22 protein-coding genes are annotated in these 25,544 nt (G+C 72.2%); 17 read left to right on the forward strand and 5 right to left on the reverse strand.

Going from position 1 to position 25,544, the window contains the following annotated elements:
- Positions 1–61: 61 nt before the first annotated feature.
- On the reverse strand, positions 62–1,309 hold the full coding sequence (locus tag KZX17_RS09980; RefSeq protein ID WP_248172741.1) for an extracellular solute-binding protein: 1,248 nt from the start codon (positions 1,307–1,309) through the stop codon (positions 62–64).
- A gap of 102 nt (positions 1,310–1,411) precedes the next feature.
- Entirely contained in the window at positions 1,412–3,472 is a 2,061-nt protein-coding gene (locus KZX17_RS09985) for a beta-galactosidase (RefSeq protein ID WP_248172743.1), read from the reverse strand.
- Positions 3,473–3,651: 179 nt separating this feature from the next.
- Here KZX17_RS09985 and KZX17_RS09990 point away from each other — a divergent pair, with 179 nt between their 5' ends.
- The 3 genes from KZX17_RS09990 (at position 3,652) to KZX17_RS10000 (ending at position 7,180) form a co-directional block, all read left to right on the forward strand.
- Positions 3,652–4,665, forward strand: a complete 1,014-nt coding sequence (locus KZX17_RS09990; protein WP_248172745.1) for a LacI family DNA-binding transcriptional regulator — start codon at positions 3,652–3,654, stop codon at positions 4,663–4,665.
- A gap of 65 nt (positions 4,666–4,730) precedes the next feature.
- On the forward strand, positions 4,731–6,299 hold the full coding sequence (gene metG / locus KZX17_RS09995) for a methionine--tRNA ligase (RefSeq protein WP_248172747.1): 1,569 nt from the start codon (positions 4,731–4,733) through the stop codon (positions 6,297–6,299).
- Positions 6,296–7,180, forward strand: coding sequence for a TatD family hydrolase (locus KZX17_RS10000; RefSeq protein ID WP_248172749.1), 885 nt, complete (start codon positions 6,296–6,298; stop codon positions 7,178–7,180). Before metG ends, KZX17_RS10000 begins: the two co-directional genes overlap by 4 nt.
- On the opposite strand, the gene KZX17_RS10005 is transcribed toward KZX17_RS10000, so the two are convergent.
- Both KZX17_RS10005 and KZX17_RS10010 read right to left on the reverse strand, forming a co-directional pair.
- Complete coding sequence (locus tag KZX17_RS10005) at positions 7,159–8,196, reverse strand: LacI family DNA-binding transcriptional regulator (RefSeq protein WP_248172750.1); 1,038 nt, start codon at positions 8,194–8,196, stop codon at positions 7,159–7,161. The genes KZX17_RS10000 and KZX17_RS10005 overlap by 22 nt on opposite strands.
- Positions 8,193–9,467, reverse strand: a complete 1,275-nt coding sequence (locus KZX17_RS10010; RefSeq protein WP_248172753.1) for a glutamyl-tRNA reductase — start codon at positions 9,465–9,467, stop codon at positions 8,193–8,195. Before KZX17_RS10010 ends, KZX17_RS10005 begins: the two co-directional genes overlap by 4 nt.
- A 59-nt stretch (positions 9,468–9,526) precedes the next feature.
- On the opposite strand from KZX17_RS10010, the gene hemE reads away from it, so the two are divergent.
- From hemE to KZX17_RS10065, 11 genes are all read left to right on the forward strand, one after another.
- Positions 9,527–10,648 carry a uroporphyrinogen decarboxylase gene (gene hemE, locus KZX17_RS10015; RefSeq protein ID WP_374107961.1) on the forward strand — a complete coding sequence of 374 codons (1,122 nt, stop codon included), beginning with the start codon at positions 9,527–9,529 and terminating at the stop codon, positions 10,646–10,648.
- On the forward strand, positions 10,645–12,033 hold the full coding sequence (locus KZX17_RS10020; RefSeq protein ID WP_248172755.1) for an FAD-dependent oxidoreductase: 1,389 nt from the start codon (positions 10,645–10,647) through the stop codon (positions 12,031–12,033). The genes hemE and KZX17_RS10020 overlap by 4 nt, the downstream gene beginning before the upstream one ends.
- Positions 12,023–12,706, forward strand: a complete 684-nt coding sequence (gene hemQ / locus KZX17_RS10025; protein ID WP_248172758.1) for a hydrogen peroxide-dependent heme synthase — start codon at positions 12,023–12,025, stop codon at positions 12,704–12,706. Before KZX17_RS10020 ends, hemQ begins: the two co-directional genes overlap by 11 nt.
- Entirely contained in the window at positions 12,703–13,941 is a 1,239-nt protein-coding gene (locus tag KZX17_RS10030) for a ferrochelatase (RefSeq protein ID WP_374107950.1), read from the forward strand. The genes hemQ and KZX17_RS10030 overlap by 4 nt, the downstream gene beginning before the upstream one ends.
- Positions 13,942–13,949: 8 nt before the next feature.
- Positions 13,950–14,855 carry a hydroxymethylbilane synthase gene (gene hemC, locus KZX17_RS10035; protein WP_282443803.1) on the forward strand — a complete coding sequence of 302 codons (906 nt, stop codon included), beginning with the start codon at positions 13,950–13,952 and terminating at the stop codon, positions 14,853–14,855.
- Positions 14,852–15,631, forward strand: coding sequence for a uroporphyrinogen-III synthase (locus tag KZX17_RS10040; protein WP_248172761.1), 780 nt, complete (start codon positions 14,852–14,854; stop codon positions 15,629–15,631). The genes hemC and KZX17_RS10040 overlap by 4 nt, the downstream gene beginning before the upstream one ends.
- Positions 15,628–16,623, forward strand: coding sequence for a porphobilinogen synthase (hemB, locus tag KZX17_RS10045; RefSeq protein WP_248172764.1), 996 nt, complete (start codon positions 15,628–15,630; stop codon positions 16,621–16,623). The genes KZX17_RS10040 and hemB overlap by 4 nt, the downstream gene beginning before the upstream one ends.
- The gene (gene hemL / locus KZX17_RS10050) at positions 16,620–17,924 is read left to right on the forward strand and encodes a glutamate-1-semialdehyde 2,1-aminomutase (RefSeq protein WP_248172765.1); all 1,305 of its coding nucleotides are present in this window, start codon (positions 16,620–16,622) and stop codon (positions 17,922–17,924) included. Before hemB ends, hemL begins: the two co-directional genes overlap by 4 nt.
- A gap of 25 nt (positions 17,925–17,949) precedes the next feature.
- Positions 17,950–18,561, forward strand: coding sequence for a hypothetical protein (locus KZX17_RS10055; RefSeq protein ID WP_248172768.1), 612 nt, complete (start codon positions 17,950–17,952; stop codon positions 18,559–18,561).
- Positions 18,562–18,586: 25 nt separating this feature from the next.
- A complete protein-coding gene (rsmA, locus tag KZX17_RS10060; protein ID WP_248172771.1) occupies positions 18,587–19,426 on the forward strand; it encodes a 16S rRNA (adenine(1518)-N(6)/adenine(1519)-N(6))-dimethyltransferase RsmA in 840 nt (279 codons plus the stop codon).
- A 237-nt stretch (positions 19,427–19,663) separates the two neighbouring features.
- Complete coding sequence (locus tag KZX17_RS10065; protein WP_248172774.1) at positions 19,664–20,578, forward strand: phosphodiesterase; 915 nt, start codon at positions 19,664–19,666, stop codon at positions 20,576–20,578.
- Here KZX17_RS10065 and KZX17_RS10070 read toward each other — a convergent pair.
- Complete coding sequence (locus tag KZX17_RS10070; protein WP_248172777.1) at positions 20,538–22,106, reverse strand: stealth conserved region 3 domain-containing protein; 1,569 nt, start codon at positions 22,104–22,106, stop codon at positions 20,538–20,540. The two genes, KZX17_RS10065 and KZX17_RS10070, sit on opposite strands and share 41 nt — an antisense overlap.
- A gap of 87 nt (positions 22,107–22,193) precedes the next feature.
- On the opposite strand from KZX17_RS10070, the gene KZX17_RS10075 reads away from it, so the two are divergent.
- Genes KZX17_RS10075 through KZX17_RS10085 form a run of 3 tightly spaced genes read left to right on the forward strand, consistent with a single transcriptional unit; the run spans position 22,194 to position 25,538 of the window.
- The gene (locus KZX17_RS10075) at positions 22,194–23,267 is read left to right on the forward strand and encodes an aldo/keto reductase (RefSeq protein ID WP_248172780.1); all 1,074 of its coding nucleotides are present in this window, start codon (positions 22,194–22,196) and stop codon (positions 23,265–23,267) included.
- Positions 23,264–24,190 (forward strand): 4-(cytidine 5'-diphospho)-2-C-methyl-D-erythritol kinase, encoded by a 927-nt coding sequence (locus KZX17_RS10080; RefSeq protein WP_248172783.1) that lies wholly within the window; start codon positions 23,264–23,266, stop codon positions 24,188–24,190. The genes KZX17_RS10075 and KZX17_RS10080 overlap by 4 nt, the downstream gene beginning before the upstream one ends.
- A 37-nt stretch (positions 24,191–24,227) precedes the next feature.
- Entirely contained in the window at positions 24,228–25,538 is a 1,311-nt protein-coding gene (locus KZX17_RS10085; RefSeq protein ID WP_248172788.1) for a GNAT family N-acetyltransferase, read from the forward strand.
- The last annotated feature ends 6 nt before the right edge of the window (positions 25,539–25,544 follow it).

Raw genomic sequence — 25,544 nt, forward strand, 5'->3', positions numbered from 1 at the left:
CTATCCGAGAAGGTGGTCTCCGGGGGTGGGGCGGACACGCCGCCCCACCCCCGGAAGTACGTCAGCCGATGGTGCCCTCGAGGTCGGAGACCATCTTGGTCCACGTCCCCTCAGCGTCGGCGCCCTTGATGATCTGGACCTGGGCGGCGTTCCAGAGGTCCCAGACCGAGCCCATCTCGGGGATGTTCGGCATCGGCACGCCGTTCTGCGACGAGGCGACGAAGCCCGCGATCACGGGGTCGGACGAGACCTCTTCGGCCAGGTCGGACCACGCCGGGATGCGCGGGTCCGCCTCGTACAGCGCCTTCTGCGCGTCGTAGGTGGCGAGGTACTTCGTGAGGAACTCCTGGGCGACGAGGGCGTTCTGGCTCTCGGCGCTGATGTAGAAGCCCTGCACGCCCACGAACGGCGATGCGGTCTCGCCGCCGGCCGAGGGGATCGGGTTGACCTTGATGTTCGCGCCCTGCGCGGTCAGCGTCTCGACGGCCCAGGGTCCCTGGATCGTGTAGGCGGCCTTGCCGGAGGCGAACAGCTCGTTGTTGGTGTCGTAGTCGATCGTGGTCGAGATCTCGCCCGAGCCCTTCTCGCCGTGCTCGCCCAGCCAGGTCGCGAACGCGTTGCCCGCGTCGCCGCCCATGCCGACCTCGCTCGTGTAGGAGCCCGACTCGTCCTGGACGAAGACCGGCGCACCGAACGAGGTCTGCAGGCCGTACATCGTGTAGGCGTCACCGGTCTGGCCCGCCGTGTTGATGACGAAGGGGCGCTCCGCGTCGGAGTCGCTACCCGCGGCGATCATGTCGTCCCACGTGGCGGGGGCGTCCTCGCCGACGAGGTCGGTGTTCTGGATCAGCGCGATCGTCTCGAGCGAGTACGGCAGCGCGTAGGTCTGACCGTCGTAGGTGAACGCGTCCGTGGCGACCTTCTCGAAGTTCGCTGCGGACTCGCCGAGGTCCACCGTCGCGACGACACCGGCCTGGACGAGGCTGCCCAGCCAGTCGTGCGCGCCGATCGTGATGTCGGGGCCCTCGCCGGTGGGGACCTGGTTGGTGAAGTCGTTGCGGATGTCCTCGAAGTTCTTCTGGACGAGCTCGACGGTGGCGCCGGTCTCCTCCTCGAAGGTCGCCGCGGCGGCCTCGATGGCGGGCTGACGGTTCTCGTCGGTCCAGACGGTGAGGGTCACGCCGCTCGCGTCGATCGGAGCCTCGGACTCCGCGGGAGCCGGGGTGGTGGTGCCGCCGCCGCTCGCGCAGCCGGCCAGCAGCAGGGAGCCGGCCGCCAGTGCGGCGACGCCGATGCCCATCTTGCGCATGGATCTTCCTTCCGGATGTGGTCGCTCGAGCGGGCCTCGGATGAGGTCGCGCCCTCACGACCGGATGTGATCGCCGCGACCGGGTGGCCGCGACGGTTTCTCTCAGTGCGTCCGACGGTCTCCCGTCGAGGAGCGATCGGCCATCGATCGCTCCGTGTCGGCTGTGTGCGGCAGGCGGACGACGGCCACGTCGCCTCCTGCCAGCACCAGCATGTCCCGGATCTCGGCCTGTGTCAGCAGGTCGGTCCCGGTCGTCTTCAGGTGCGCCTCGTCCGCGCCGTGGTTGACGGCGACGAGGTAGTCGGCCGTGTCGCCGCGGCGCAGGATCGTCTCGACGCCTGCGGGGGTGGCGGGCGGCGTCACGCCGGCGTCCGCGTACACCTCGGCCATGATGGCGCGGAGGCCCTCGGCATCCGGTCGCGTGCTCACGTACCAGGCGGTGCCTGCTCCGTGCACGTTTCGGGTCACCGCGGCGCGCGTCGCCGCCGGGCCGTCGACGTACGTGGCCCGGACCTCAGCCGTCCCGACGACGAGATCCTCCTGCCAGACGTCGGCGGAGAAGCGCGCACCGCCGAACTCGATCTCGGCCGCGTCGCCGGCGCGCAGGGGCAGGTGCTCCTCGACGCGCACGCCGAGGGCCGCTGCGAGCGGCGCGCCGTAGCCGCCCGGGTGGACGGCGTCGTTCTCGTCGACCACGCCGGAGAAGAACGACACCACGAGGGTGCCGCCCTGGGCGACGTAGGCGGTGAGGTTCTCGGCATCCGCGGCGCTCAGCATGTACTGCGCGGGGACGACGACGAGGCGGTAGCGCGACAGGTCGTGGCCGGGCAGGGCGAAATCGACGGTGATGTCGTCGCGCCAGAGGCGCTCGTAGTACGCGCGGATGCGCTCGTCGTGGCTCACGTCCTCGGACGGCCGCCACTCGAGGTCCTGCGCCCAGAAGCTCTGGAAGTCCCAGAGCATCGCGACGTCCGCGTGGACGCGCGAGCCGCGTACCTCGGCGAGGCGATCGAGCTTCGCACCGAGGTCGACGACCTCGCGGAACACGCGCGACTCGGTGCCGGCGTGGGGCAGCATCGCGGAGTGGAACTTCTCCGCTCCGGAGCGGCCGGCGCGCCACTGGAAGAAGAGGATGCCGTCGGCCCCCCTCCCGAAGTGGGTGAGCGAGTTGCGGGCCATCTCGCCGGGCCGTTTCGCGACGTTGCGCGGCTGCCAGTTGACGGCGGACGTGGAGTGCTCCATGAGGATCCACGGTGCGCCGCCGCCGACCGACCGGCTGAGGTCGGCGGCGATGGCGAGGCCGATCTCGCCCTCTTCGTCGGCGGCCCACAGGTAGTGGTCGTCCGACACGATGTCGACCTCGCGCGCCCAGGCCCACAGGTCGACCCCGTGGTGCTGGTTCGCCATGAAGTTCGTGGTGATCGGCTGGGTCGCGACCTCGCGGATGGCGGCCTTCTCGATGAAGAAGCACTCGCGGAGCTTGTCGTCGGTGAAGCGCGCCCAGTCGAGCTTCTGCGCGGGATTGATGGTCGAGGGGGCGGCGGCGGGGGCGCCGACGTGCTCCCACTCCTCGTAGTGCTGGCCCCAGAACGCGGTGCCCCACGCGGTGTTGAGCCCCGCGATGGAGCCGTACTTCTCCCGAAGCCACTGGCGCCAGGCGCCGACGGCGTGGGGCGAGAAGTCCTCGCCGACCGGGACGCCGTACTCGTTGTGGATGTGCCACAGGACCACGGCCGGGTGATCGGCGTAGCGCTCGGCGAGCGCACCCGCGATGCGCGCGATCGCCGATCGGTACTCGGGAGCGGAGTGCGAGACCATGCCGCGCGCACCGAAGCCCATCGCGACTCCGTCCTTGGTCACGGCGCGGGCGTCCGGGTACTGCGCGAAGAACCAGGCCGGGGGAGAGGCAGTGGGGGTGCCGAGGTCGACGGCGATGCCGTTGGCGTGCAGCAGGTCGATGACGTCGTCGAGCCATGCGAAGTCGAACTCGCCCTCGCGGATCTCGAGCAGTCCCCACGAGAAGATGCCGATGCTGACGAGGTTCACCCCCGCCTCGCGCATGAGGCGCACATCCTCGTCCCAGACCTCGCGCGGCCACTGCTCCGGGTTGTAGTCACCGCCGTACGCGATGCCGTCCAGGTGCGGCCAGGCGGGGGTCGTCATGCTGGGGTGCCATCCTCATCGACAGGAGCGGGTCCGGTCCGCCTCGGGTGGCTGGGACCGGTAACAGGTTCGAACGCAGTCTATGCGCGGGAGGGGACGCGGACCGGCTGCCGTTATCGAACTGTGACCGGTCCCACCGCTGCGCACAGCCAGCGCGGGCGCGGGTATAGAGTCGGCGGGTGGTCCTCCCCTCCGAGCGCAGACGACCCACCATCCGCGACGTCGCCGAGGTGGCGGGCGTCTCCCACGGCACCGTCTCGCGGGTGATCAACGGCGGACGCTGGGTCTCGGAGGACGCGCGTGCCGCGGTCGAGGAAGCGATCCGCACCACGGGCTACACCGTCAGTCACGCGGCGCGTGCGCTGGCCACAGGGAGGGCGAGCTCGATCGCGTTCCTGCTGACCGAGCCGCAGCACCTGCTGTTCGCCGACCCGACCTTCGCGCTCCTGCTGCGCGGCGCCACCGAGGCGCTCGCCGCGCGGGACATGACGGTCGTGCTGCTGATCGCCGAGCACCCCTCCCAGTACGCGAACATCGAGCGCTACGTCCGGGCCGGGCACGTCGACGGCGTGCTGCTCATCTCCTCGCACGAGTCGAATCCGATCCTCGCGTCGCTCACGGCGGCGGGCGTTCCGACGGTCTGCACCGGTGTGCCTCTGGGCGACCGCGCGCACGTGCCGACGGTCTCCGTCGACGAGCAGGGCTCGGCGCGGGAGATGACACGGCATCTGCTGGGCCGGGGCTACCGCCGCATCGCCGTCATCACCGGCCCGAACGACACCCCCGGCGGCCGGTACCGACTCGTCGGCTTCCGCGAGGAGATGGGTGACCTCTTCGATCCGGACCTCGTCGAGCAGGACGTCTACTCGAGCGAGGCGGGGGAGGCGGCGATGACGCGTCTGCTCGAGCGCGCACCCGACATCGATGCGGTGTTCGCGGCATCCGACATCATGGCCGTCGGCGCCATCGCCGCCCTGCGCAAGGCCGGGCGCCGGGTCCCCGAGGACGTGGCGGTCGCGGGATTCGACGACTCGGGGCTCGCCGCGACCACGGATCCGCCGCTCACGACCATGCGCCAGCCGTGGTCCGAGATCTCGACCCGTATGGTCGACGTGCTCCTCGAGGTGATCGCCGGCGGCGAAGGGGAATCGGTCGTCCTCCCGACCACGCTCGTGGCGCGGGCGAGCGCCTAGCACCACGCCGTCCCGGACGCCGTCATGAACGACGGAGGCCGCCTGCCCGCCCGTAGAATCTCCTGGTGACTTCCGGCGGCTCCTTCTACATCACCACCCCGATCTACTACCCGAGCGATCTGCCCCACATCGGGCACGGGTACACGACGGTGGCGGTGGACACCCTCGCGCGCTGGCATCGTCAGGCGGGCGACGACACCTGGATGCTCACCGGCACCGACGAGCACGGGCAGAAGATGCTCCGCGCCGCGACCGCCAACGGCGTCACGCCGCAGGAGTGGGTCGACAAGCTCGTCGAGGAGTCCTGGTTCCCGCTGCTGAAGACCCTCGACGTCGCCAACGACGACTTCATCCGCACGACGCAGCCCCGCCACGAGGAGCGTGTCAAGAAGTTCGTGCAGGCCCTCTACGACAGCGGCTACATCTACGCGGGTGAGTACGAGGCGCTGTACTGCGTCGGATGCGAGGAGTTCAAGCCCGAGGCCGAGATCGTCGACGGCACCGGTCCGTTCGAGGGCCTCAAGGTCTGCGCGATCCACTCCAAGCCGCTCGAGCTGCTGCAGGAGAAGAACTACTTCTTCAAGCTCAGCGAGTTCCAGGACCGCCTGCTCGAGCTCTACAAGACCCAGCCCGACTTCGTCCGCCCGGACTCGGCCCGCAACGAGGTCGTGTCGTTCGTGCGCTCGGGCCTCAAGGACCTGTCGATCTCGCGTTCGGCCTTCGACTGGGGCATCCGCGTGCCGTGGGACGACTCGCACGTCATCTACGTGTGGGTCGATGCCCTGCTCAACTATGCGACCGCGGTCGGCTACGGCGAGGACCCCGAGCAGTTCGACCGCCGGTGGCCCGCCTACCACGTCGTCGGCAAGGACATCCTGCGTTTCCACGCGGTGATCTGGCCGGCGATGCTGATGGCCGCGGGGCTGGAGGTGCCGAAGGGGATCTTCGCACACGGCTGGCTGCTCGTCGGCGGCGAGAAGATGTCGAAGTCGAAGCTCACCGGGATCGCCCCGACCGAGATCACCGACGTGTTCGGATCGGACGCCTACCGGTTCTACTTCCTGTCGGCGATCGCGTTCGGTCAGGACGGATCGTTCTCATGGGAGGACCTGTCCGCCCGCTACCAGGCTGAGCTCGCCAACGGCTTCGGCAACCTCGCCTCGCGCACCGTCGCGATGATCGAGCGCTACTTCGGCGGCGTCGTCCCCACCCCCGGTGACGCGCAGGAGATCGATCTGCGGATCCAGCGCACCGTGGCGGATGCCGCGGCCGCGGCGGATGCGGCGATGACCGCCTTCCGTCCCGACGAGGCGATCGCGGCCATCTGGCGGATCGTGGACGAGCTCAACGGCTACATCACCGCGAACGAGCCGTGGGCGCTCGCGAAGGACGAGTCCCAGCGAGAGCGCCTGTCGACGGTGCTCTACACGGCGGCGGAGGGACTGCGCGCCCTCGCGGTCCTGCTGTCGCCGGTGATGCCGAGCTCGACGGCGAAGCTCTGGGACGCCCTGGGCGCCCCCGGCGAGCTCGCCGCGCAGCCGCTGCGGGAGGCGGGGATCTGGGGCGTCCTCCCCGCCGGCGCGACCGTGACCACGCTGACCCCGCTCTTCCCGCGCGTCGAGCAGACGGCATGACGGACGACCCGAGCGGGTACGTCCGGCAGCGCGCGCAGTCGGCTCGCGACGTGCGGTGGCCGGAGGCCCCCGAGCCGCTCGCGGTGCCGGTCTACGACAACCACGCCCACCTCGAGATCGAGGACGGCGACGAGCCGCGTGGACTCGACGAGCAGCTCTCGCGCGCGGCCGACGTCGGCGTGATCGGCGTCGTGCAGGCCGGCGGCGACATCGAGTCGTCCCGCTGGTCGGCCTGGGCCGCGGCATCCCACCCCTCGGTCCTCGCCGCCGTCGCGATCCATCCGAACGAGGCCCCGGCGTACAAGGCCGCCGGGCGGCTGGACGAGGCCGTCGCCGTCATCGACGAGCTCGCGGCGCAACCGCGCGTGCGGGCCGTCGGCGAGACGGGGCTCGATTTCTTCCGCACGGAGGCGGACGGCATCCCGGCGCAGGTCGAGAGCTTCGAAGCCCACATCGACATCGCCAAGCGTCACGGCATCGCGATGCAGATCCACGACCGCGACGCCCACGAGGCGGTGCTCGAGACCCTCGAGCGCGTCGGCGCACCGGAGCGGACGGTGTTCCACTGCTTCTCGGGCGACGCGGACATGGCACGGTACAGCGCCGAGCGCGGCTACTGGCTGAGCTTCGCCGGCAACGTCACGTTCAAGAACGCGCAGAACCTGCGCGACGCGCTCGCGGTCACGCCGCGCGAGCGCATCCTCGTCGAGACGGACGCCCCGTTCCTCACGCCCGTGCCGCATCGCGGGCGGCCGAACGCGCCCTACCTCGTCCCCGCCACCGTCCGCTTCATGGCGGCCGAGCTCGGCGTCGAGGTCGACGAGCTGTGCGCGCAGCTCGCGCAGAACACCCTCGAGGTCTACGGGGCCTTCGCCGACTGACCCACGGCGGCCAGCGACGGCCGCGTCGTCGCGCCCGTGACGAGCTCCCACGGGAGGTCGACGACGCGGGGGCCGTCGCTCAGGAGGGCTGCGGGGAGCGTCTCGAACATGACGTCCGCGGCCAGGTCCGGTCGGATGCAGACGTGCGTGACGCCGAGCCGGCGGTTGACCGCGCAGTCGCTCGTGCACAGCGCGACCAGCTGCACGTCGCGCGGGATCACGAGGCGCATCTCCTCGAGCTGCAGGTAGACGTCCGGGCCGTCCTCCGCCCCTGCGAAGACGGCGTCCGCGCCGCCCGCCAGCACCTCGGTGAGGACGCGGGGGAGCGTGCGACGGGCGGGGTCGATCGTGCGGACGACGGACTCCCGCCCCCGCACCGAGCTCCAGATCTCGTACGCCGCGCGGCCGATCTCATCACGCGGCGAGGACCCGCCCGCCGCCGGTTCGTCGGTGAGGTACGCGATGCGCTGCGCCCCCGAGCGCTCGAGGACGTCGAGCCCTGCGCGGACGGCGGTGTCGTAGCCCGTCCGGATGCTGAGACCCCGGGATCCGTCCACGAACTGGTCGTCCGCCACGATCGGGATGCCGCGGGCGATCGCCGCCTGCAGGAGCTGCTGGCTGCCGCGGGCGTCGGGGACGTAGAGCGCATCCAGCGTCGTCCCGGCGATGAGACCGGGGTTCGACTGCGGCAGGACGGTGACGGTGAAGCCGTGCTCGGCGGCGGCGCGGACGAGCGAGGTGAGTTTGCGGGTCCGCTGCACCTCGATGCGCCGGTCCGGGATCCGCCGATCGGGCTCGGGATCGTCGCCCATGACGAAGCCCACCGTCATCGTGCGGCCGCTGCGCAGGGCGGTCGCGTGTCGGTTGGGGACGTAGCCGAGTTCGGCGGCGAGCGTCTTGATGCGCTCCCGCGTCTCGGGACGCATGCTGCCGCGGTCGTTGAGCGCCTGGCTGATGGCCGCCGTCGACACGCCTGCGGCGCGCGCGATGTCCTTCAGCGTGACGCTCGGGCTCACGACTGCTCGCCCTCGTCGGGGGAGGTGGTGGGGGAGGAGCCCGGGAGCACCGTCCGCACGGCGTCGGCCCAGGCGGCACCGGCACCGGAGGACGCGAGCGTGTGACCGCGAGCGATGAGGTGGTGCATCACGACGCCGGAGAAGTGCCGCAGGGCGGTCTCGACCTCGGGGGAGTCCCCTCGGCGCCGGGCACGGGTGAGCTCCTCGTCGAGGAGGCCCTGGACGAAGTGCCGCAGGTCGACGACCGACGGCGCGACCTCGTGCACGCGACGCGCCGCAGCGTGACGCTGGGCCGCGGCCTGGACGATCTCGCGGGCGTGGCCGACGGTGGCGGCCTCGTCGACGGGCGCGTGCAGACGGATGGTCTCGAGGTCGAGGAGGTCGACGCCCGGCAGGAGGGCGACCTCGGGGTCGACGTTGCGGGGGAGGCCGAGATCGATGACGACCTGCGGGACGGTGCGGCCGCCGCGGGCCTCGGCGTGCGCGGCACCGTCGAGGGCGAAGACGTCGGTGGTGGCGGTGCAGGTGACGATCACGTCGGCGATCGCCGCCTCGGCGGCATAGTCCTCGCGTGCGACGTGGACGAGGTGCTCCCGGTTCGCGAACTTCTGACGCCCCGAGCGCGAGTGCACCCGGATGTCCTGTGCGCCGACCGCCCGCAGCGCGGCGAGCGCCGCGGCGGCGTACCGGCCGGTGCCGACCAGCAGCACCCGGGCGCTCGCCCAGTCGTCGAGACGCGGGGTGACGAGGTCGACGGCGAGGCGCACGAGCGAGCGGCCCGACTCTCCCAGCCGCGTGGTGTTCTTCACGGTCCGGGAGGTCTCCGTCGCGCGCTGGAAGAGGTGCTCGAGGGGCGCGGTCGTGAGGCCGCGCTCGCGGGCGGCTTCGAGCGCGCGACGGACCTGTCCCGCGATCTCGTCCTCGCCGACGGCGACCGAGTCGAGTCCCGAGGCCACTGTGAACAGGTGATGGGCGACCTGGTTGCCATGGGCGAAGTCGACGTTCTCGCGGAGGTCCCGGTAGGGCATGTCGGCGGCGGCGGAGATCGCCTCCATGGCGGCATCCATCGCCGGGATCGGCGAGGCGAGGTCGCGGTCCTCGGCGAGGTCGAAATACGCCTCGAAGCGGTTGCAGGTGGCGAGGACCACGGCGCCCCGGACCGAATCGTGGACGCCCGAGAGGCGTTCGGCGAGGTCGTCGCCCACCGTCGACAGCCGCTCGAGCGAATCGAACGGTGTGGAGCGCTGGTGGGCGGTCAGACAGACGAGCACAGTGAGAAGAACCCCCTCGGATCGGGACTAGTATATCGATTAACCGATTCGAGGAGTTCATCATTCCGGCCCTCAGCCACCCCCTCGTCGCGTCGAACACGCGGCAGTCCCGTCTCGTCCGGGCACTGCTCGGCGACCGCCCCGACATCACCCCGGTCTGGTTCATGCGCCAGGCCGGTCGTTCGCTGCCCGAATACCGTGCGCTGCGGTCGCAGGGCACGATGCTCGAGGCGTGCCTCGACCCGGCGCTGGCGAGCGAGATCACGATGCAGCCGGTGCGCCGGCACGGGGTGGATGCCGCCATCTTCTTCAGCGACATCATCGTGCCGCTCGCGCTCCTCGGGATCGACGTGGAGATCGCCGCGGGACGCGGTCCGGTGTTCTCGCAGCCGCTTCGCACCCCCGCCGACATCTCGCGCGCCGTCGCGATCGACCCGGCGCTCGTCCACGAGCGGGGGGAGGCCATCGCGGATGCCGTGGGCCGGACGACGGCGATGCTCGCCGAGCTGTCCGAGGAGCGCGGCGAGCCGCTGCCGCTCATCGGCTTCGCCGGCGCGCCCTTCACCCTCGCGGCCTACCTCGTCGAGGGCGGACCGTCGAAGGACCACCTCGCGGCGCGACGGCTGATCCACGAGGACCCGGTCGCGTGGCGCGAGCTGACGATGTGGCTCGCGCAGGTGACGGGCCGGTTCCTCGCCCTCCAGATCGAAGCCGGTGCCAGCGTCGGGCAGCTCTTCGACTCGTGGGCGGGTGGCCTGCACCCGGACGACTACCGCGCGTCGGTGCTCCCGGCATCCGTCGCCGCACTCGGCCACGCTCGTTCGCTGCCGCTCCCCGAGGGGGTGGACCGTCTGCCGCTCGTGCACTTCGGCGTCGGAACGGGCGAGATCCTCGCCGACATGGCGACCCCCGACATCGACGCGCTGGGGGTCGACTACCGCGTGCCGCTCGATGAGGCGCATCGCCGGATCGGCCGGGACCTCACGCTGCAGGGGAACCTCGACCCCGCGCTGCTGTTCGCGCCCGAGGAGGTCCGCACCGCCGGGGTCCAGCGCGTGCTCGAGTCCGGGCGCGCCGCCCGCGCCCATGTGTTCAACCTCGGACACGGCGTCCCGATGGAGGCCGACCCCGACGCCATCTCGGCGGTGGTCCGGACGGTCCACGAGTGGCGGGCGCAGTGACCGCTGCCTCCCGGAGCCACGACGTCGTCATCGTCGGCGGCGGCGTCGCCGCGCTGACGGCGGCGTGGGAACTCGCCCGCGCCGGACGCGACGTCGTCGTGCTCGAGGCGGGCGAGGCCACGGGCGGGATGCTGCGCCGCGGCACCGTCGCCGGCACCGAGCTCGACCTCGGTGCGGAATCCTTCGCCACCCGCACCACGGGCGTCGTCGACCTGGTCGCCGACGCGCGACTGGCCGTCCAGTTCGTGGAGCCGCGCGCCGGCGGCGCGCACGTCGCGTTCCGGCGTGGACTCGGACGCGTGGGCCGCGCGCCGCTCCCGCGCCGCGCCCTCCTCGGCATGCCCGCCGACCCATCCGCACCGGACGTCGTCCGCATCCTGGGTCGTGCCGGCGCGCGTCGCGCCGCCCAGGAGCGGCAGCTGCCGGTCGACACGGCGTTCGAGGGCGGCGACGAGCCGTCGCTGGCGGACCTCGCCACCGCGCGGTTCGGTCACCGTGTGACCGCGCGGCTGGTCGAGCCCCTCTGCGCCAGCGTGTACTCGCAGCGCGCCACGTCGGTGAGGCTGTCGGCGCTGCACCCGGTGCTCTGGCAGCGCTTCCTCCAGCGGGGCTCCCTGGCCGCCGCGGTCGACGAGCTCGCACCGGATGCCCGGGCGGGATCCGCCGTGCGCGGGGTCGAGGGCGGGCTGTGGCGCCTCGCCGCGGAGCTCGAGATCGCGGCGCTGCGGGCCGGCGCCGTCGTCCGCACCGGTGCGCCGGTGCGCTCCGTCCGTCCCGGGGCCCTCGGTACCGACGTCGTGCTCGACGGTGAGACGATCTCGGCACGCGAGGTCGTCCTGGCCACCGGCCCGGCCGCGGCCGCATCGCTGCTCGGGGTGCCGGCGTCGTCCGCGTCGCCCGTCGGGCTCGTCGTGGCGGAGGTCGCCTCCGACGCTCTCCGCGGGTACCCGGTGGGGTCGGGTGTCATCGCCGCCCCGGACGTTCCCAGCGCGGCGAAGGCGCTCACCCACGTCGACGCGAAATGGGAGTGGGCCGCCGCGGCGCTGCCGGCCGGTGTGCACGTCGTCCGCCTCTCGGCGCGGGACGCCGCCGCGGGAGGGCTCGCGACGCCGACCGAGGTCGCCGCCGCCGTGCGGAAGCTGGCCGGCGTCCATGTAGGCCCCGCTGACGTCCGCAGCGTGACCCCGGTCAGCTGGTCCGATGCCGTCGTCACCCCCGCCGTGAAGGAGTCCGTCGCCGCAGCGGCGTCGGCCCGCGGCATCCACGTCATCGGTGCGGTCGCCGCCGGCACCGGCCTCGCCTCCGTCATCCCCCACGCCCGCGCCCTCGCGTCGCGTCTGCTGTCCCACCCCACACCCTCCGAAGGAGGACGTCATGTCCGCTGACGACCTGTCAGCCCCCGGCCTCGGCTACACACTCTTCGCGATCCTCGCCGGACCACGTCCGCGCAGCGCCGCCTCGGCGGACGAGCTGCGCGACCTGCGCGCCGTCGTCGACGGATTCGCCGGCAGCGAGGTGACGCTGCGCGGTCTGTACGACGTCACCGGGATGCGGGCCGAGGCCGACCTCATGGTGTGGCTGCACGGCGAGGACCCGGCGGCCCTGCAGCGGGCCCTGCGGGAGCTGCGGCGCACGGCCGTGCTCGCCTCCTTCACCAACGTGTGGAGCGCGATGGGCGTGCACCGCGAGGCAGAGTTCAACAAGCGACACGTGCCCGGCTACCTGCGCGGCGAGCATGCCCGGGGCTGGCTGTGCCTCTACCCGTTCGTCCGCAGCTACGAGTGGTATCTGCTGCCCGAGGACGAGCGTTCGCGCATGCTCGCCGAGCACGGACGCAAGGGCGCCGCGTTCCGCGACGTCGTCGCGAACACGGTGTCGGCCTTCGGGCTCAGCGACTACGAGTGGCTGCTGCCGCTCGAGTGCGACGACCCGATCAGCCTCGTGGACATGATGCGGGAGCTCCGGGCCACCGACGCCCGTCGTCACGTCCGCGAAGAAGTGCCGTTCTACACCGGGCGCCGCGTCGAGATCGACGAGCTCGCGGAGGTGCTCTCGTGAGCGCACAGAACATCGGGTCCGTGAACGCGGAATTCCGTCCGAAGCCGCCGCGTGCCTCGGGCACCGTCGTCGCCGACGGATGCGTCATCCCGAACGCGACCGAGGGTGCCTGCGCGGGCGATCCGCACGCGACGACCCCCGTGGCGTACGACGGCATCCTCCTCCTCGGCTTCGGCGGTCCCGAAGGGCAGGACGACGTCATCCCGTTCCTCCGGAACGTCACCGCGGGCCGCGGCATCCCGGACGAACGCCTCGAGGAGGTCGCGCACCACTACCGGCACTTCGGCGGCGTGTCGCCCATCAACGAGCACAACCGCGAGCTGAAGGCGGCCCTCGACGCCGAACTCGCATCCCGCGGACTCGACCTGCCCGTCTACTGGGGCAACCGCAACTGGATGCCGTACGTCACCGACGCGATCGACGCCGCCGTCGCGGACGGGCGGCGAACGCTCCTCGCCATCGCGACGAGCGCGTACAGCTCGTACTCGTCGTGCCGTCAGTACCGCGAAGACCTCGCCGACGCCGTCGAGGCCACCGGCCACCAGACCGACGTGCAGATCGACAAGGTCCGGCAATTCTTTGACCACCCCGGCTTCGTGGCGCCCTTCGTCGACGGCATCCGTGCGGGCATCGCCGAGCTCGCCGAGCGCGGCACCACCGATCTTGCGAACGAGGTCGAGATCCTCTTCTCGACCCACTCCATCCCGACCTCCGACGCCGATCGCTCCGGCCCGCCCGAGCGCGGATTCGGCCCCGGCGGCGCCTACGTCGCGCAGCACCTCGCCGTCGGCGAGGAGATCATCTCGCGCCTCGGCTTCCCCGGCGCGTGGCAGCTCGTCTTCCAGAGCCGCTCCGGCCCGCCGCAGGTGCCGTGGCTCGAGCCCGACATCAACGACGCGATGCAGGAGCTGCCCGGCCGCGGCCGGAAGGCGGTCCTCATCGTGCCCCTCGGCTTCGTGAGCGACCACATGGAGGTCATGTGGGACCTCGACACCGAGGCGATGGAGACCGCGGAGGAGCTCGGCCTCGTCGCCGTGCGCACCGCGACCCCCAGCACGCATCCCGACTACGTCTCGGGGCTCGTCGACCTCGTCGAGGAGCGGCTGCAGGGCACGCCCGCAGCCGAGCGCCCCGCGGTGACGGACCTCGGTCCCTGGTACGACGTGTGTCGTCCCGGCTGCTGCGAGAACAAGCGCCTCGGCTTCCAGCCGGCGCTGGCGGGGGTCGCGCCGTGACCGGCACCCTGCGCCTCGGTACGCGGGCGAGTCTGCTCGCGACGACCCAGTCGCAGCACGTGGCGGATGCCGTGGCCGCGGCATCCGGTCGCGATGTCGAACTCGTGCCGATCACGAGCGAGGGCGACGTCCTCACCGGTCCGCTCGCGCAGATGGGCGGCACCGGCGTCTTCGCGACGGCGCTTCGCGATGCCCTCCTGCGGGACGAGTGCGACTTCCTCGTGCACTCGATGAAGGACCTGCCGACGGCGCCGTACCCCGGCATCGTCGTGGGTGCTGTTCCGGTACGCGCCTCGCAGCGCGACATCCTGCACTCCCGTGACGGCCTGACCCTCGACGCGCTGCCCGCCGGTTCCCGTGTCGGCACCGGCTCCCCGCGTCGAGTGGCCCAAGTGCTCGCCCGTCGCCCCGACCTCGTCGTCGAGGGCATCCGCGGCAACGTCGACAGTCGCCTCCGCAAGGTCGCCGACGGACAGTACGACGCCATCGTCCTCGCCGAGGCGGGCCTTCGCCGGATCGGTCGGGATGCCGCGATCACCGAGGTGCTCGACTGGCCGACCTCCGCCGCGCAAGGGGCCCTCGCGGTCGAGGTCCGTGACGGCGACGCCGATGTGGCCGAGGCGGTCGCGCTCATCGAGCACGCCGACACCGCGCTCGCGGCCCACCTCGAGCGGGCGGTGCTGCGGCGACTCGAGGCGGGCTGCGCTGCTCCCGTCGCGATCGATGCGGTCCGCGAGGGCGACGTCGTCAGCCTCGTCGCACACGTGTACGCCGAGGACGGCGCACGGTCGGTCGCCGCCCGTCGCCGCCTCGAGCCGTACGCCGACCCCGACGTCGCCGCGGCGGACGTCGTCGCCGAACTGCTCGACGGGGGTGCCGCCGACCTCGCCGACCTGGCCGGCACCTCGCGATGACCGCACCGTCCGGCCGTCTCCGCGGCGCCCGCGTCCTCGTACCCCGTGCGGGTGCGTGGGGCGAACGCGTGCGCGCGGACCTGCGTGCCAGAGGAGCGGACGCCGTCCTCGCCCCCCTCATCGGATCGGCGCCGCCCCGCAACCCGGCCGCGCGCGAGCGCGCCTTCGCCGCGCTCGCGGCGGGCGAGTACGCGTGGCTGTTCGTCACGAGTGCCGCCAGCATCGAGCAGCTGCGGGCGCACGGCGTCGAGGTGCCCGCCACGACGCGGATCGCCGCCGTCGGCCGTGCGACCGCGCGCGCCGTGGCCGATGCCGGCTGGGAGGTCGACTTCGTCCCCGCGGGGCAGGCGTCGGCATCCGCCCTCATCACGCAGTGGTGCGCGGCCCGGTCACCGGAATCGACCGGTCGGGCCCTCGTGGTGCGAAGCGATCTCGCGCAGGCCGTCGTCAGCGACGAGCTCGAGGTCCGAGGCTTCGCCGTCGACGTCTGCATCGCCTACCGCACCGTCGGGATCGACCTCGCCGAGGACGTCGCCGACGGGCTCCGCACCGGCGGGATCGACGTCGTGCTCCTCACCTCGCTCAGCGTCGGACGGGAGCTCCGGCGGCAGGTCGGGCCCCTCCCGGCATCCACCCTCGTCGCGTCCATCGGTCCCGGCACGACCCGCGACGCCGAAGCGCTCGGCTTCCGCGTCGGGCACACCGCGGGCACGCAGAGCATCGACGCGCTGATCGCCGAGCTCGACGCGCTCGTCCCCGTCAAGGAGTCCTCATGACCTCGTTCCCCACCCGCCGCCTCCGCCGCCTCCGCGGCACGCCCGCCCTGCGCCGCCTCGCCGCCGAGCACCACCTCGTGCCGTCGCAGCTCGTCCTGCCGGTGTTCGTGAAGGAGGGGATCACCGCCTCGCAGCCCATCGCGAGCATGCCGGGGGTGTCGCAGCATCCGCTCGATGCGATCGCCGACGTCGTCGACGAGGCCGCGGTCGCGGGCATCGGCGGGATCATGCTCTTCGGCGTCCCCGCCGTCCGCGACGCGGTCGGCAGTGGAGCGACCGACCCCGACGGCATCCTCAACCGCGCGATCGCCGTCGCGACGCGCGCCGCCGCGGGTCGCCTCACGGTGCAGGCCGACCTGTGCCTCGACGAGTTCACCGACCACGGTCACTGCGGTCTGCTGGCCGCCGACGGCTCGGTCGACAACGACGCGACCCTCGAGGTCTACGCCGAGATGGGCGTCGCGCAGGCCCGCGCCGGCGCCGACGTGCTCGGCCTTTCCGGGATGATGGACGGCCAGGTCGCCGCGGTCCGCGCTGGATTGGATGCCGCGGGCTTCGCGCACGTCGCGATCCTCGCCTACTCCGCGAAGTACGCCTCCGCCTTCTACGGTCCCTTCCGCGACGCCGTCGAGTCGACGCTGCAGGGCGACCGCCGCACCTACCAGATGGACCCCGCGAACGCCCGGGAGGGTGTCGAGGAGGCCTCCGTCGACATCGCCGAGGGCGCCGACGTCGTCATGGTCAAGCCTGCGATGCCGTACCTCGACGTGCTCGCCCGCGTCTCGGACCGCTCGACCGTGCCGGTGTGGGCGTACCAGGTCTCGGGGGAGTACGCGATGATCGAGCACGCTGCCGCGGCCGGTCTCATCGACCGTGAGCGCGCCATCGGCGAGAGCCTGCTCGGCATCCGCCGCGCGGGCGCCGACGTCATCCTCACCTACTGGGCCGTCGAGGTCGCGCACTGGCTGCGCGCCGGGAAGGAACTCGCATGAGCCGCAACCAGGAGCTGTTCGACCGGGCTCGCGGGGTGATCCCCGGCGGTGTCGACTCGCCCGTCCGGGCCTACGGGTCCGTCGGCGGAACGCCGCGGTTCATGGTGTCGGCGCAGGGCGCCTACGTGACGGATGCCGACGGCCGCGACTACGTCGACCTCGTCGCCAGTTGGGGGCCCGCGCTCCTCGGGCACTCGCACCCCGCTGTCGTGGACGCGGTGGTCGCCGCCGCCCGCCGCGGCCTCTCCTTCGGTGCGCCGACGGCCGCCGAGACGGAGCTCGCCGAGGAGATCCGCTCGCGCGTCCCCGCAGCCGAGCGGATCCGCCTCGTCTCGACCGGCACCGAGGCGACCATGACCGCGATCCGTCTCGCGCGCGCCGCGACCGGCCGCGACCTGCTCATCAAGTTCGCCGGGCACTACCACGGGCACTCCGACGGCCTGCTCGCGCAGGCGGGCTCGGGCCTCGCGACCCTCGCCCTGCCCGGCTCGGCGGGCGTCCCGGCTCCGATCGCGGCGCAGACCCTCGTCATCGGCTACAACGACCGCGCCGCCGTCGAGGAGGTGTTCCGCGCTCACGAGGGCCGGATCGCCGCGATCATCACCGAGGCTGCCGGCGCCAACATGGGCGTCGTGCCCCCGACATCCGGCTTCACGGCGTTCCTCTCCGAGATCGCCCACCGGAACGGGGCGCTCCTCATCAGCGACGAGGTCCTCACCGGGTTCCGGTCGTCCCGCTCGGGCTACGCCGGGGTGCTGGCGGCGGCGGGGGAGGAGGTCGTCCCCGACCTCATCGCGTTCGGCAAGGTCATCGGCGGCGGGCTCCCCGTCGCCGCCGTCGCCGGGCGGGCCGACATCATGGACCTCCTCGCGCCGACCGGTCCCGTCTACCAGGCCGGCACGCTGTCGGGGAACCCGGTCGCCGTCGCCGCGGGCCTCGCGACCCTCACGCACGCCGACGACGCGGTGTACCGCACGCTCGATGCCGTCGCGCACGCGGTCGCGGACGCGGCATCCGCTGCGCTGACGGATGCCGGGGTGCCGCACGTCGTGCAGTGGGCGGGGACGCTGTTCAGCATCTTCTTCGGCGAGTCCGTCGTGCACGGCGTGCCCGACTACGCGACGGCCACCTCGCAGGACGCCGACGCCTACGGCCGGTTCTTCCACGCGATGCTCGAGGGCGGCGTCTCGCTGCCGCCGTCGGCCTTCGAGGCGTGGTTCGTCACGGCGGCGCACGACGATGCGGCCATCGGCCGCATCGTCGACGCCCTGCCCGCCGCCGCGAAGGCCGCGCGCGGCTGAGGACGCCGTGGCTAGGGTGAGCCGCATGCCTCGTCGCCTGCTGCTCGCCCTGCCCGCGGCCGCCCTGGCGATCGGGCTCTCGGGCTGCGCGACGGCGGCCGCGGCCACACCCGCCGACGTCGCCGAGCGCGTGTCGCACCTCGGCGTCGACCCTGCACTCGTGGTGACGACCACGATCGAGGGGTACGACCTGGCGCCGCAGTCCGTGAATGAGACGGACGAGGGTGGCGTGACCGCGACCTGGGCGAAGCCCGGCACGGGCGACACGATCACGGTTCGCACCGAGCCAGGGGAGATGGATGCCGCGGGCTGCGCCGGTCTGCAGATGTGGGGCGGCGGTGAGGCCACGTGCACACAGGACGGGACGACGTGGCACCGGGAGGCCGAGGGCATCGATGAATACGCCGTCGTCGAGGACGGCCGCACGGTGTTCGTCATCGGCGGCGACGGCTTCGGCGCACCTCCGGAGGATCTGAGAAACGCCGCCGCGGGTCTGCGGACCCCGACGGTCGCCGAGGTCGATCGGATGTTCGCCGAGCTGGAGCAGCGGGCCGAGCGCAACGGCCCCGTCGAACGCGGCGACCTTCCTGAGGACGGGGACGGCGCTCCTATCGACACAGGTGGCGAGGGTGGCTGAGCAGCCGGCAACTAGGCTGGAACCCATGCCCGTCACCCTCCTTGGAGCCGCCGAGATCCGCGCTCTGGCCGCCGACCTCGACGTCACCCCGACCAAGAAGCTCGGGCAGAACTTCGTCGTCGACGCCAACACGGTCCGCAAGATCGTCGCCGCGGCTCGGGTGACCGCCGCAGACCGCGTCGTCGAGGTCGGTCCCGGGCTCGGCTCGCTGACCCTCGCGATCCTCGAGAGCGGCGCCCCGGTCACCGCCGTCGAGATCGACCACCGTCTCGCCGAGCGCCTGCCCGCCACAGCTGCCGCACACGGCGTGCCCGACGGGGCCCTGACCGTTGTCGCGCAGGACGCTCTGCGGGTGAGCGAGCTCCCCGGCGACCCCGACGTCCTGGTCGCCAACCTCCCCTACAACGTCAGTGTGCCGGTGCTCCTGCACTTCATGGAGCACTTCCCGACCATCCAGCGCGGCGTCGTCATGGTCCAGGCCGAGGTCGGCGAGCGACTGGCTGCGCCCTCCGGCTCGAAGGTCTACGGCGCCCCGAGCGTCAAGGCGGCCTGGTACGGCACCTGGCGCCTCGCCGGCACCGTCTCGCGCCAGGTGTTCTGGCCCGTCCCGAACGTCGACAGCGTGCTCGTCGGCTTCGAACGGGATGCCGAGCCCCGCGGCACGGAAGAGGAGCGCCTGCGCACCTTCGCGATCGTCGACGCGGCGTTCCAGCAGCGGCGCAAGATGCTCCGCCAGGCCCTGTCGAACGTGCTCGGCGGTTCGTCCGCCGCGGCGAGCGAGGTCCTCGAGCGCGCCGGGGTGGCCGCGACCGCACGCGGCGAGGAACTCACGATCGAGGACTTCGTCCGCATCGCGCGCGCCTGAGCCTGCGGCATCCCACCGCCGGGCACTCGCGCGCAGCTTCGCGAGGAGATGACGCGTCCCGAGGATCGGATGCCGGGTGCCGGCCCTCGGCATCCGTCATCTCCTCCCGAACCGACGCATCCGGGGTCGTTCTCCGGGTCTTCGCGCGTCATTCACCGCGCGTTCCCGAAACATGCCGGTAACATTCGGGGCACGGCGGGGGTGACCCGAGTCCCCGCACCGACGGAAGAGACTCTCATGCGCCGCGCCGAGCATCCGGCTGCCGACCGGATCCTGCTCCACCTCAGCGACACCCACCTCCGCGCTCCCGGACCCCAGCTGTTCGGCAGCGTCGACGGAGAATCCTCCCTCACCGCGGCCCTCGATGCGATCGAGTCCAGCGGCATCGCCCCCGACGCGATCGTCTTCACGGGCGACCTCGTCGACCTCGGCGAGGCCGCGGCCTATGAGACCCTTCGCGGTCTCGTCGAACCCTTCGCCGATCGACTGGGCGCGCGCCTGCTCTGGGTCATGGGCAACCACGACGACCGGGGCGCGTTCCGAGCGGAGCTGCTCGACCAGCATCCCGCGGACCCCACGGCACCCTACGACCGCGTCGACGAGCTCGACGGCCTGCGTATCGTCACCCTCGACACGAGCGTGCCGGGGCACCACCACGGCGAGGTCTCGGATGCGCAGCTCGCCTGGCTCGCCGACGTCCTCGCGACGCCCGCGCCGCTCGGCACGGTCCTGGCGATGCACCATCCGCCGGTGCCGAGCGTCCTCCCGCTCGCGTCGAGCGTCGAACTGCGCGATCAGCGCCGCCTCGCCGCCGTCCTGCGGGACTCCGACGTCCGGGCGATCATCGCGGGGCACCTGCACTACTCGACGTTCGCGACCTTCGCAGGCATCCCGGTCTCGGTCGCCTCGTCCACCTGCTACGCACAGGACCTCACGGTCCCGGTCGGCGGCTCACGCCCGCAGGACGGCGCGCAGGCGTACAACCTCGTGCACGTGTACGACGACACGGTGGTGCACTCGGTGGTCCCCATCGACGTGCCCCGCCCGTTGGAGTACATCGACCCCGACGAGGCGCAGCGCAGACTCCTTCAGGCGGGTGTCACGGGTGCTGTCACGCGTGCCGCTCGAGCGGGCGTGCCGGCGCTGCACTGACGGCCGGGTCCTCCCATGGCGCGCGCACGGGGAACAGCCGCTCGAGCAGCTCCGTGACCGCACGCACCCGCACGGCCTCGGGGACTTCGTGGTCGCCGCCGTCGTTGAGGCAGAACATGTCCACATCGGACCGCTCGGTGAGCTTCTCCATCTGCCGGAGTGATGCCGCCTGCGTCGTCTGGAAGTAGCGCACACGCGGTGCCGACGATGCGATCGCGCGACCCGTGAACGCGGCGTAGTAGTGGTAGAGGCAGTTCGTGACCGAGACGTCGGTCGCGGAGCGGAAGCGGGATGCCGCGGTGCGGCGGATCTCCTCGGGGAACTCGCGCTCGAGCTCGTACGCGATCGATCGGCGCAGCGGCGCGGCGCAGTGCTCGAGGTCGCGGACGATGGTGCGGCCGAACCGCTCGCGCAGCAGCTCGCGATTCAGTCGCAGCGCGTTGTCGTGGCCGCTGCGCGCCGTCCGCCGCGGTCCCGTCCCGATCCGGACCTCGCACTCGACGAATGACGAGATACCCGCGGGGGAGAAGAAGAGGTCGGGGCGCACGGGCCGGCCGAAGAACATGTCGTCGTTGGAGTAGAGGAAGTGCTCCGACAGGCCCTCGATGCGGTGCAGCTGAGCCTCGACCGCGTGCGAGTTGTGGGTCGGAAGGACCGAGGTGTCCTCGAAGAACTCCTCGCTGCGTACGATCGTCACCTTGGGGTGGTCGAGCAGCCACGCCGGGGCGGGGGAGTCGGTCGCGATGAAGATGCGACGCACCCACGGCGCGTACATGTGCACGCTCCGCAGCGCGTAGCGCAGCTCGTCGACGTGCCGGTAGCGCGCCGGACCGTCGTCGCCCTCGCCGACGACGTATTCGGAGAGCTGCGCCGCCCGCTGCCGCTGGAAGTCGGTCGACGAGCCGTCGACCCAGGAGAAGACCATGTCGATGTCGTGGGTGACGTCGGCGGGGTGCGGGTCGAACATGCCGTGCAGGGTCTGCCAGGTGCGGCCGTACCGGTCGACGGTCGTGGGCTCGACGTCCTCGGCGGCGAACAGGCGCCGGCTGAGGTCGTTGGCGTGCGGCGCCTCGACCAGCTCCTCGCCGAAGCGCCAGAACTCGAGACGGATCCCGTGGCCCGCGCCGTAGCGGAGCTCGCCCACGACGCGCGGGCGGAACAGGCGGACGGACGACGGACCGGTCGCCGCCGACCGGAACTCGGCGAGCGGGACGGAGGCGCCGCCCTTCGCCTTGGCGTAGACGGGCTCGGTCACCGCGCGCTGCGCGAGGGCGGCGACGGCGCGGTCACGGTGGTCGAGGTCGACGGCGAGCCCCGGGATGCCGTGGGAGTGGCGGATCAGCAGGTGCGGCACACCCGCGTCGCCCAGGGTGTCGGAGACGAGGAGCAGATCCGCGATACGCGCCTGTTCGGGCGTGATGTCGTCATGGCGCAGATGCAGCATGCCACCGATCAGGACGATGTCCTCGCGGTCGAGCAGTCCGGTCCAGGACCCGCCCTCGGACGGCAGTGCAGTCAGTCGCGCCATCTGTTCTCCTCAGTTCTCGATCGCGTCAGCGTATGCGTCGGTCGTTTCGCCGACGTTTCGTGTGTGGGTGGTCGCTAGCCTGGGGGGATGACCGACTACGCGGACCGCTTCCCTCCGTCGCGCAACGGCGACACTCACCGCCCCTATCAGGCGGCATCCACCCGCTACGATGCGGGGGCCTTCCGCCAGGTCGGCTCGAGCGGCCTGTATCTGCCGGCGATCTCGCTGGGACTCTGGTGGAACTTCGGGGACAACATCCCCTTCGACAACCAGCGTACCCTCCTCCGCCACGCATTCGACCGGGGCGTCACCCACTTCGACCTGGCGAACAACTACGGTCCGCCGTTCGGGTCGGCGGAGACCAACTTCGGGCGCATGATGCGCGAGGACTTCGCGCCCTACCGCGACGAGATCCTCATCTCGTCCAAGGCCGGGTACGACATGTGGCCGGGCCCGTACGGCAACAACGGCTCCCGCAAGTACCTCATCGCGAGCGCCGAGCAGTCGCTGCGCCGGATGGGCGTCGACTACGTCGACGTCTTCTACTCGCACCGCGCCGACCCGGTGACGCCGATCGAGGAGACGGTCGGCGCGCTCGACACGCTGGTGCGTCAGGGCAAGGCCCTCTATGTGGGCATCTCGTCCTACAGCGCCGAACGGACCGAGGAGGCCGTCGCCGTCGCGAAGGACCTGGGGACCCCGCTCGTCATCCACCAGCCCTCGTACTCGATCCTCAACCGCTGGGTCGAGGACGGCCTGACCGACTCGCTCCGCGCCGCAGGGATGGGCGCCATCGCCTTCACCCCGCTCGCGCAGGGGCTGCTCACCGACAAGTACCTCGGCGACGGCACGGCCGATCGTGCGCAGAGCCGCTTCTCGCTGCCCGACGGCCGCCTGAACGAGAAGGCCCTCGCCACGCTCCGCGAGCTCAACGGTCTCGCCCGGGAGCGCGGACAGACCCTCGCGCAGATGGCGATCCAGTGGGTCCTGCGCGACGAGGTGGTGACCTCCGCCCTCATCGGCGCGTCGCGCCCCGAGCAGCTCGACCAGAACCTCGCGGCCGTGGAGGGCGCGCCCTTCGACGACACGGAGCTCGCCCGCATCGACGAGCTCGCCGGCTCCATCGACGTCGATCTCTGGGCAGACTCGGCGAACGCGTGAGTCTGATCTCCGATCGCGCTCGGCGCGTGCACGTGCGCGCGCCGGGCAAGATCAACCTGTTCTTCGAGGTCGGTCCCGTCGGCGACGACGGCTACCACGACGTCGCGTCGGTCTATCAGGCCGTGTCGCTGTTCGAGGACGTCTGGGCCTCGCACGCCGACGAGTTCGGCATCTCGGTGAGTGGCGACGTCGACGTCTCGGGTGTGCCGCTGGACGACCGCAACCTCGCGATGCGCGCCGCACGCCTGGTGACGGACGCCGTGGGGTGGGAGGGCGGCATCCGCCTCGAGATCCACAAGGGGGTCCCCGTCGCCGGTGGCATGGGCGGCGGGTCGGCGGACGCCGCGGCCGCGCTGGTGGCGGTGAACGACCTGGTCGACGGGGGGTTGACCGCCGCGGACCTCCACGCGCTCGGCGCGCAGCTCGGGGCGGACGTCCCGTTCGCCCTGCTCGGCGGCACCGCGGTCGGCACCGGGCGCGGGGATGAACTCGCGCCGGCGCTGGGTCGGGGCCGCTTCGCGTGGGTGCTCGTCGCCGACGGTGGGGGCCTCTCGACGCCCGAGGTCTACGGCACGCTCGACCGGCTGCGATCCGAGGCGGACATCGCGCCCGACCGGGCGACGCCCTCGGTCGACCCGGCGGTCCTGCGGGCACTGCGGTCGGGGGATGCCGCGGCCCTGGCGGCAGCGATCCGCAACGACCTGCAGCTCGCCGCGGTGCACCTGCGTCCGGACCTCGCGGCCACGCTCGACGCGGGGCTCGCCGCCGGCGCGCTCGGCGGCATCATCTCGGGGTCGGGGCCGACGATCGCGCTCCTCGCGGAGGATGCCTCGCACGCAGCGCGCGTCGCGGATCGGCTGACCGGCGAAGGGCACGTCGCGCACGCCGTCACGGGTCCGGTCGCCGGCGCGCGATCCGTCTGAACGGCGCGTGTCGGGGCATCCCCCTAGCCTGGAGATCATGAGCTCCCTCGCCGACTCGTTCCACTCCGCCCCGCTCGACGACGACCTCCGCTCGGGTCTCGAATCGCAAGGGCTGCAGGTCTCGCGCGTCGGCGACGACGACCGCGCGGCGGCCGACCGCTGGCTCGACGCGATGTCGCGCGGATTCCTCGACGGGGAGCGCAACGACTCCCAGCGGGCCGAATCGTTCGCTCGCAGCCGCTACCGACGCAAGGTCGGCGTCTACGACCCTCAGTCCGTGCAGCCCGATGAGCCGGTCGCCACGTTCGCGTCGTGGGGCGCAGACCTGACGCTGCCGGGCGGCGCCACCGTGCCGATGTGCGCGGTCAGCTCGGTCACCGTCGCGCCGACCCACCGTCGGCGCGGCATCCTGAGCCGGGTGATGCGGGGGGAGCTGCGGACGGCGGTCGCCCAAGGGTTCCCGATCGCCGGTCTCACCGTCAGCGAGTCGGGCATCTACGGACGGTTCGGCTTCGCCCCCGCGGCTGCCGCGGCAACGTGGGAGATCGCCACACGCCGCGCCCGCTGGATCGGACCCGAGGCGCCGGGTCGCCTCGACTACGTGACGAGGGAGCAGGGGCGCGACGCCGCCGCGCGCCTCCATGAGCGCACGCGGCTCGCATCGCCCGGCGAGATCGACATGCCCGGCGGGCACTGGGACCGCTTCTTCGGCACCCGTCCCGACGCGGAGAAGGCCGAGAAGCTGCGGGCCGTGCAGTACCGCTCGCCCGACGGCGAGGTCGACGGGGTCGCCCTGTACAGCGTCAGCGAGAACGAGGACGACTGGGCCGCGTCGACGGCGAACGTCGTCCTCCTCCTGGCGGCCACGGATGCCGCGTACGCCGGCCTCTGGCGGTTCCTGCTGTCGCTGGATCTCATCGGCACGGTGCGCGCGAGCGAGCTGTCGGTGGACGAGCCGCTGTGGTGGATGATCGCCGATCAGCGGGCCGCCCGCATCCGCATCCAGGACCACCAGTACCTCCGGATCCTCGACGTCCCCGCCACCCTGCAGGCCCGCACCTACGACGTCGACGACGTCATCGCGCTCGAGGTGAGCGACCCGCTCGAGATCGCCGCGGGGACGTTCGTGCTGTCCGCGGGCGAGGAACCGGGCGTCGACGTCGTCGACGATCCGCCCCTCGGGGTGCCCCTCGTCCGGCTCGGCGTCGCGGAGCTGTCCGCGATCCTGCTCGGCGGGGTCTCACCGGTGACGCTCGCCCGAGCGGGCCGCATCGAGACGGACGACTCCCACCGCGTCGCGCGGGTCTTCTCCTCGACGACCACGCCGCGACTCAGCTTCTGGTACTGACCGGAC

The sequence above is a fragment of the Microbacterium sp. EYE_78 genome, from assembly GCF_023149035.1.
GTDB lineage: Bacteria > Actinomycetota > Actinomycetes > Actinomycetales > Microbacteriaceae > Microbacterium.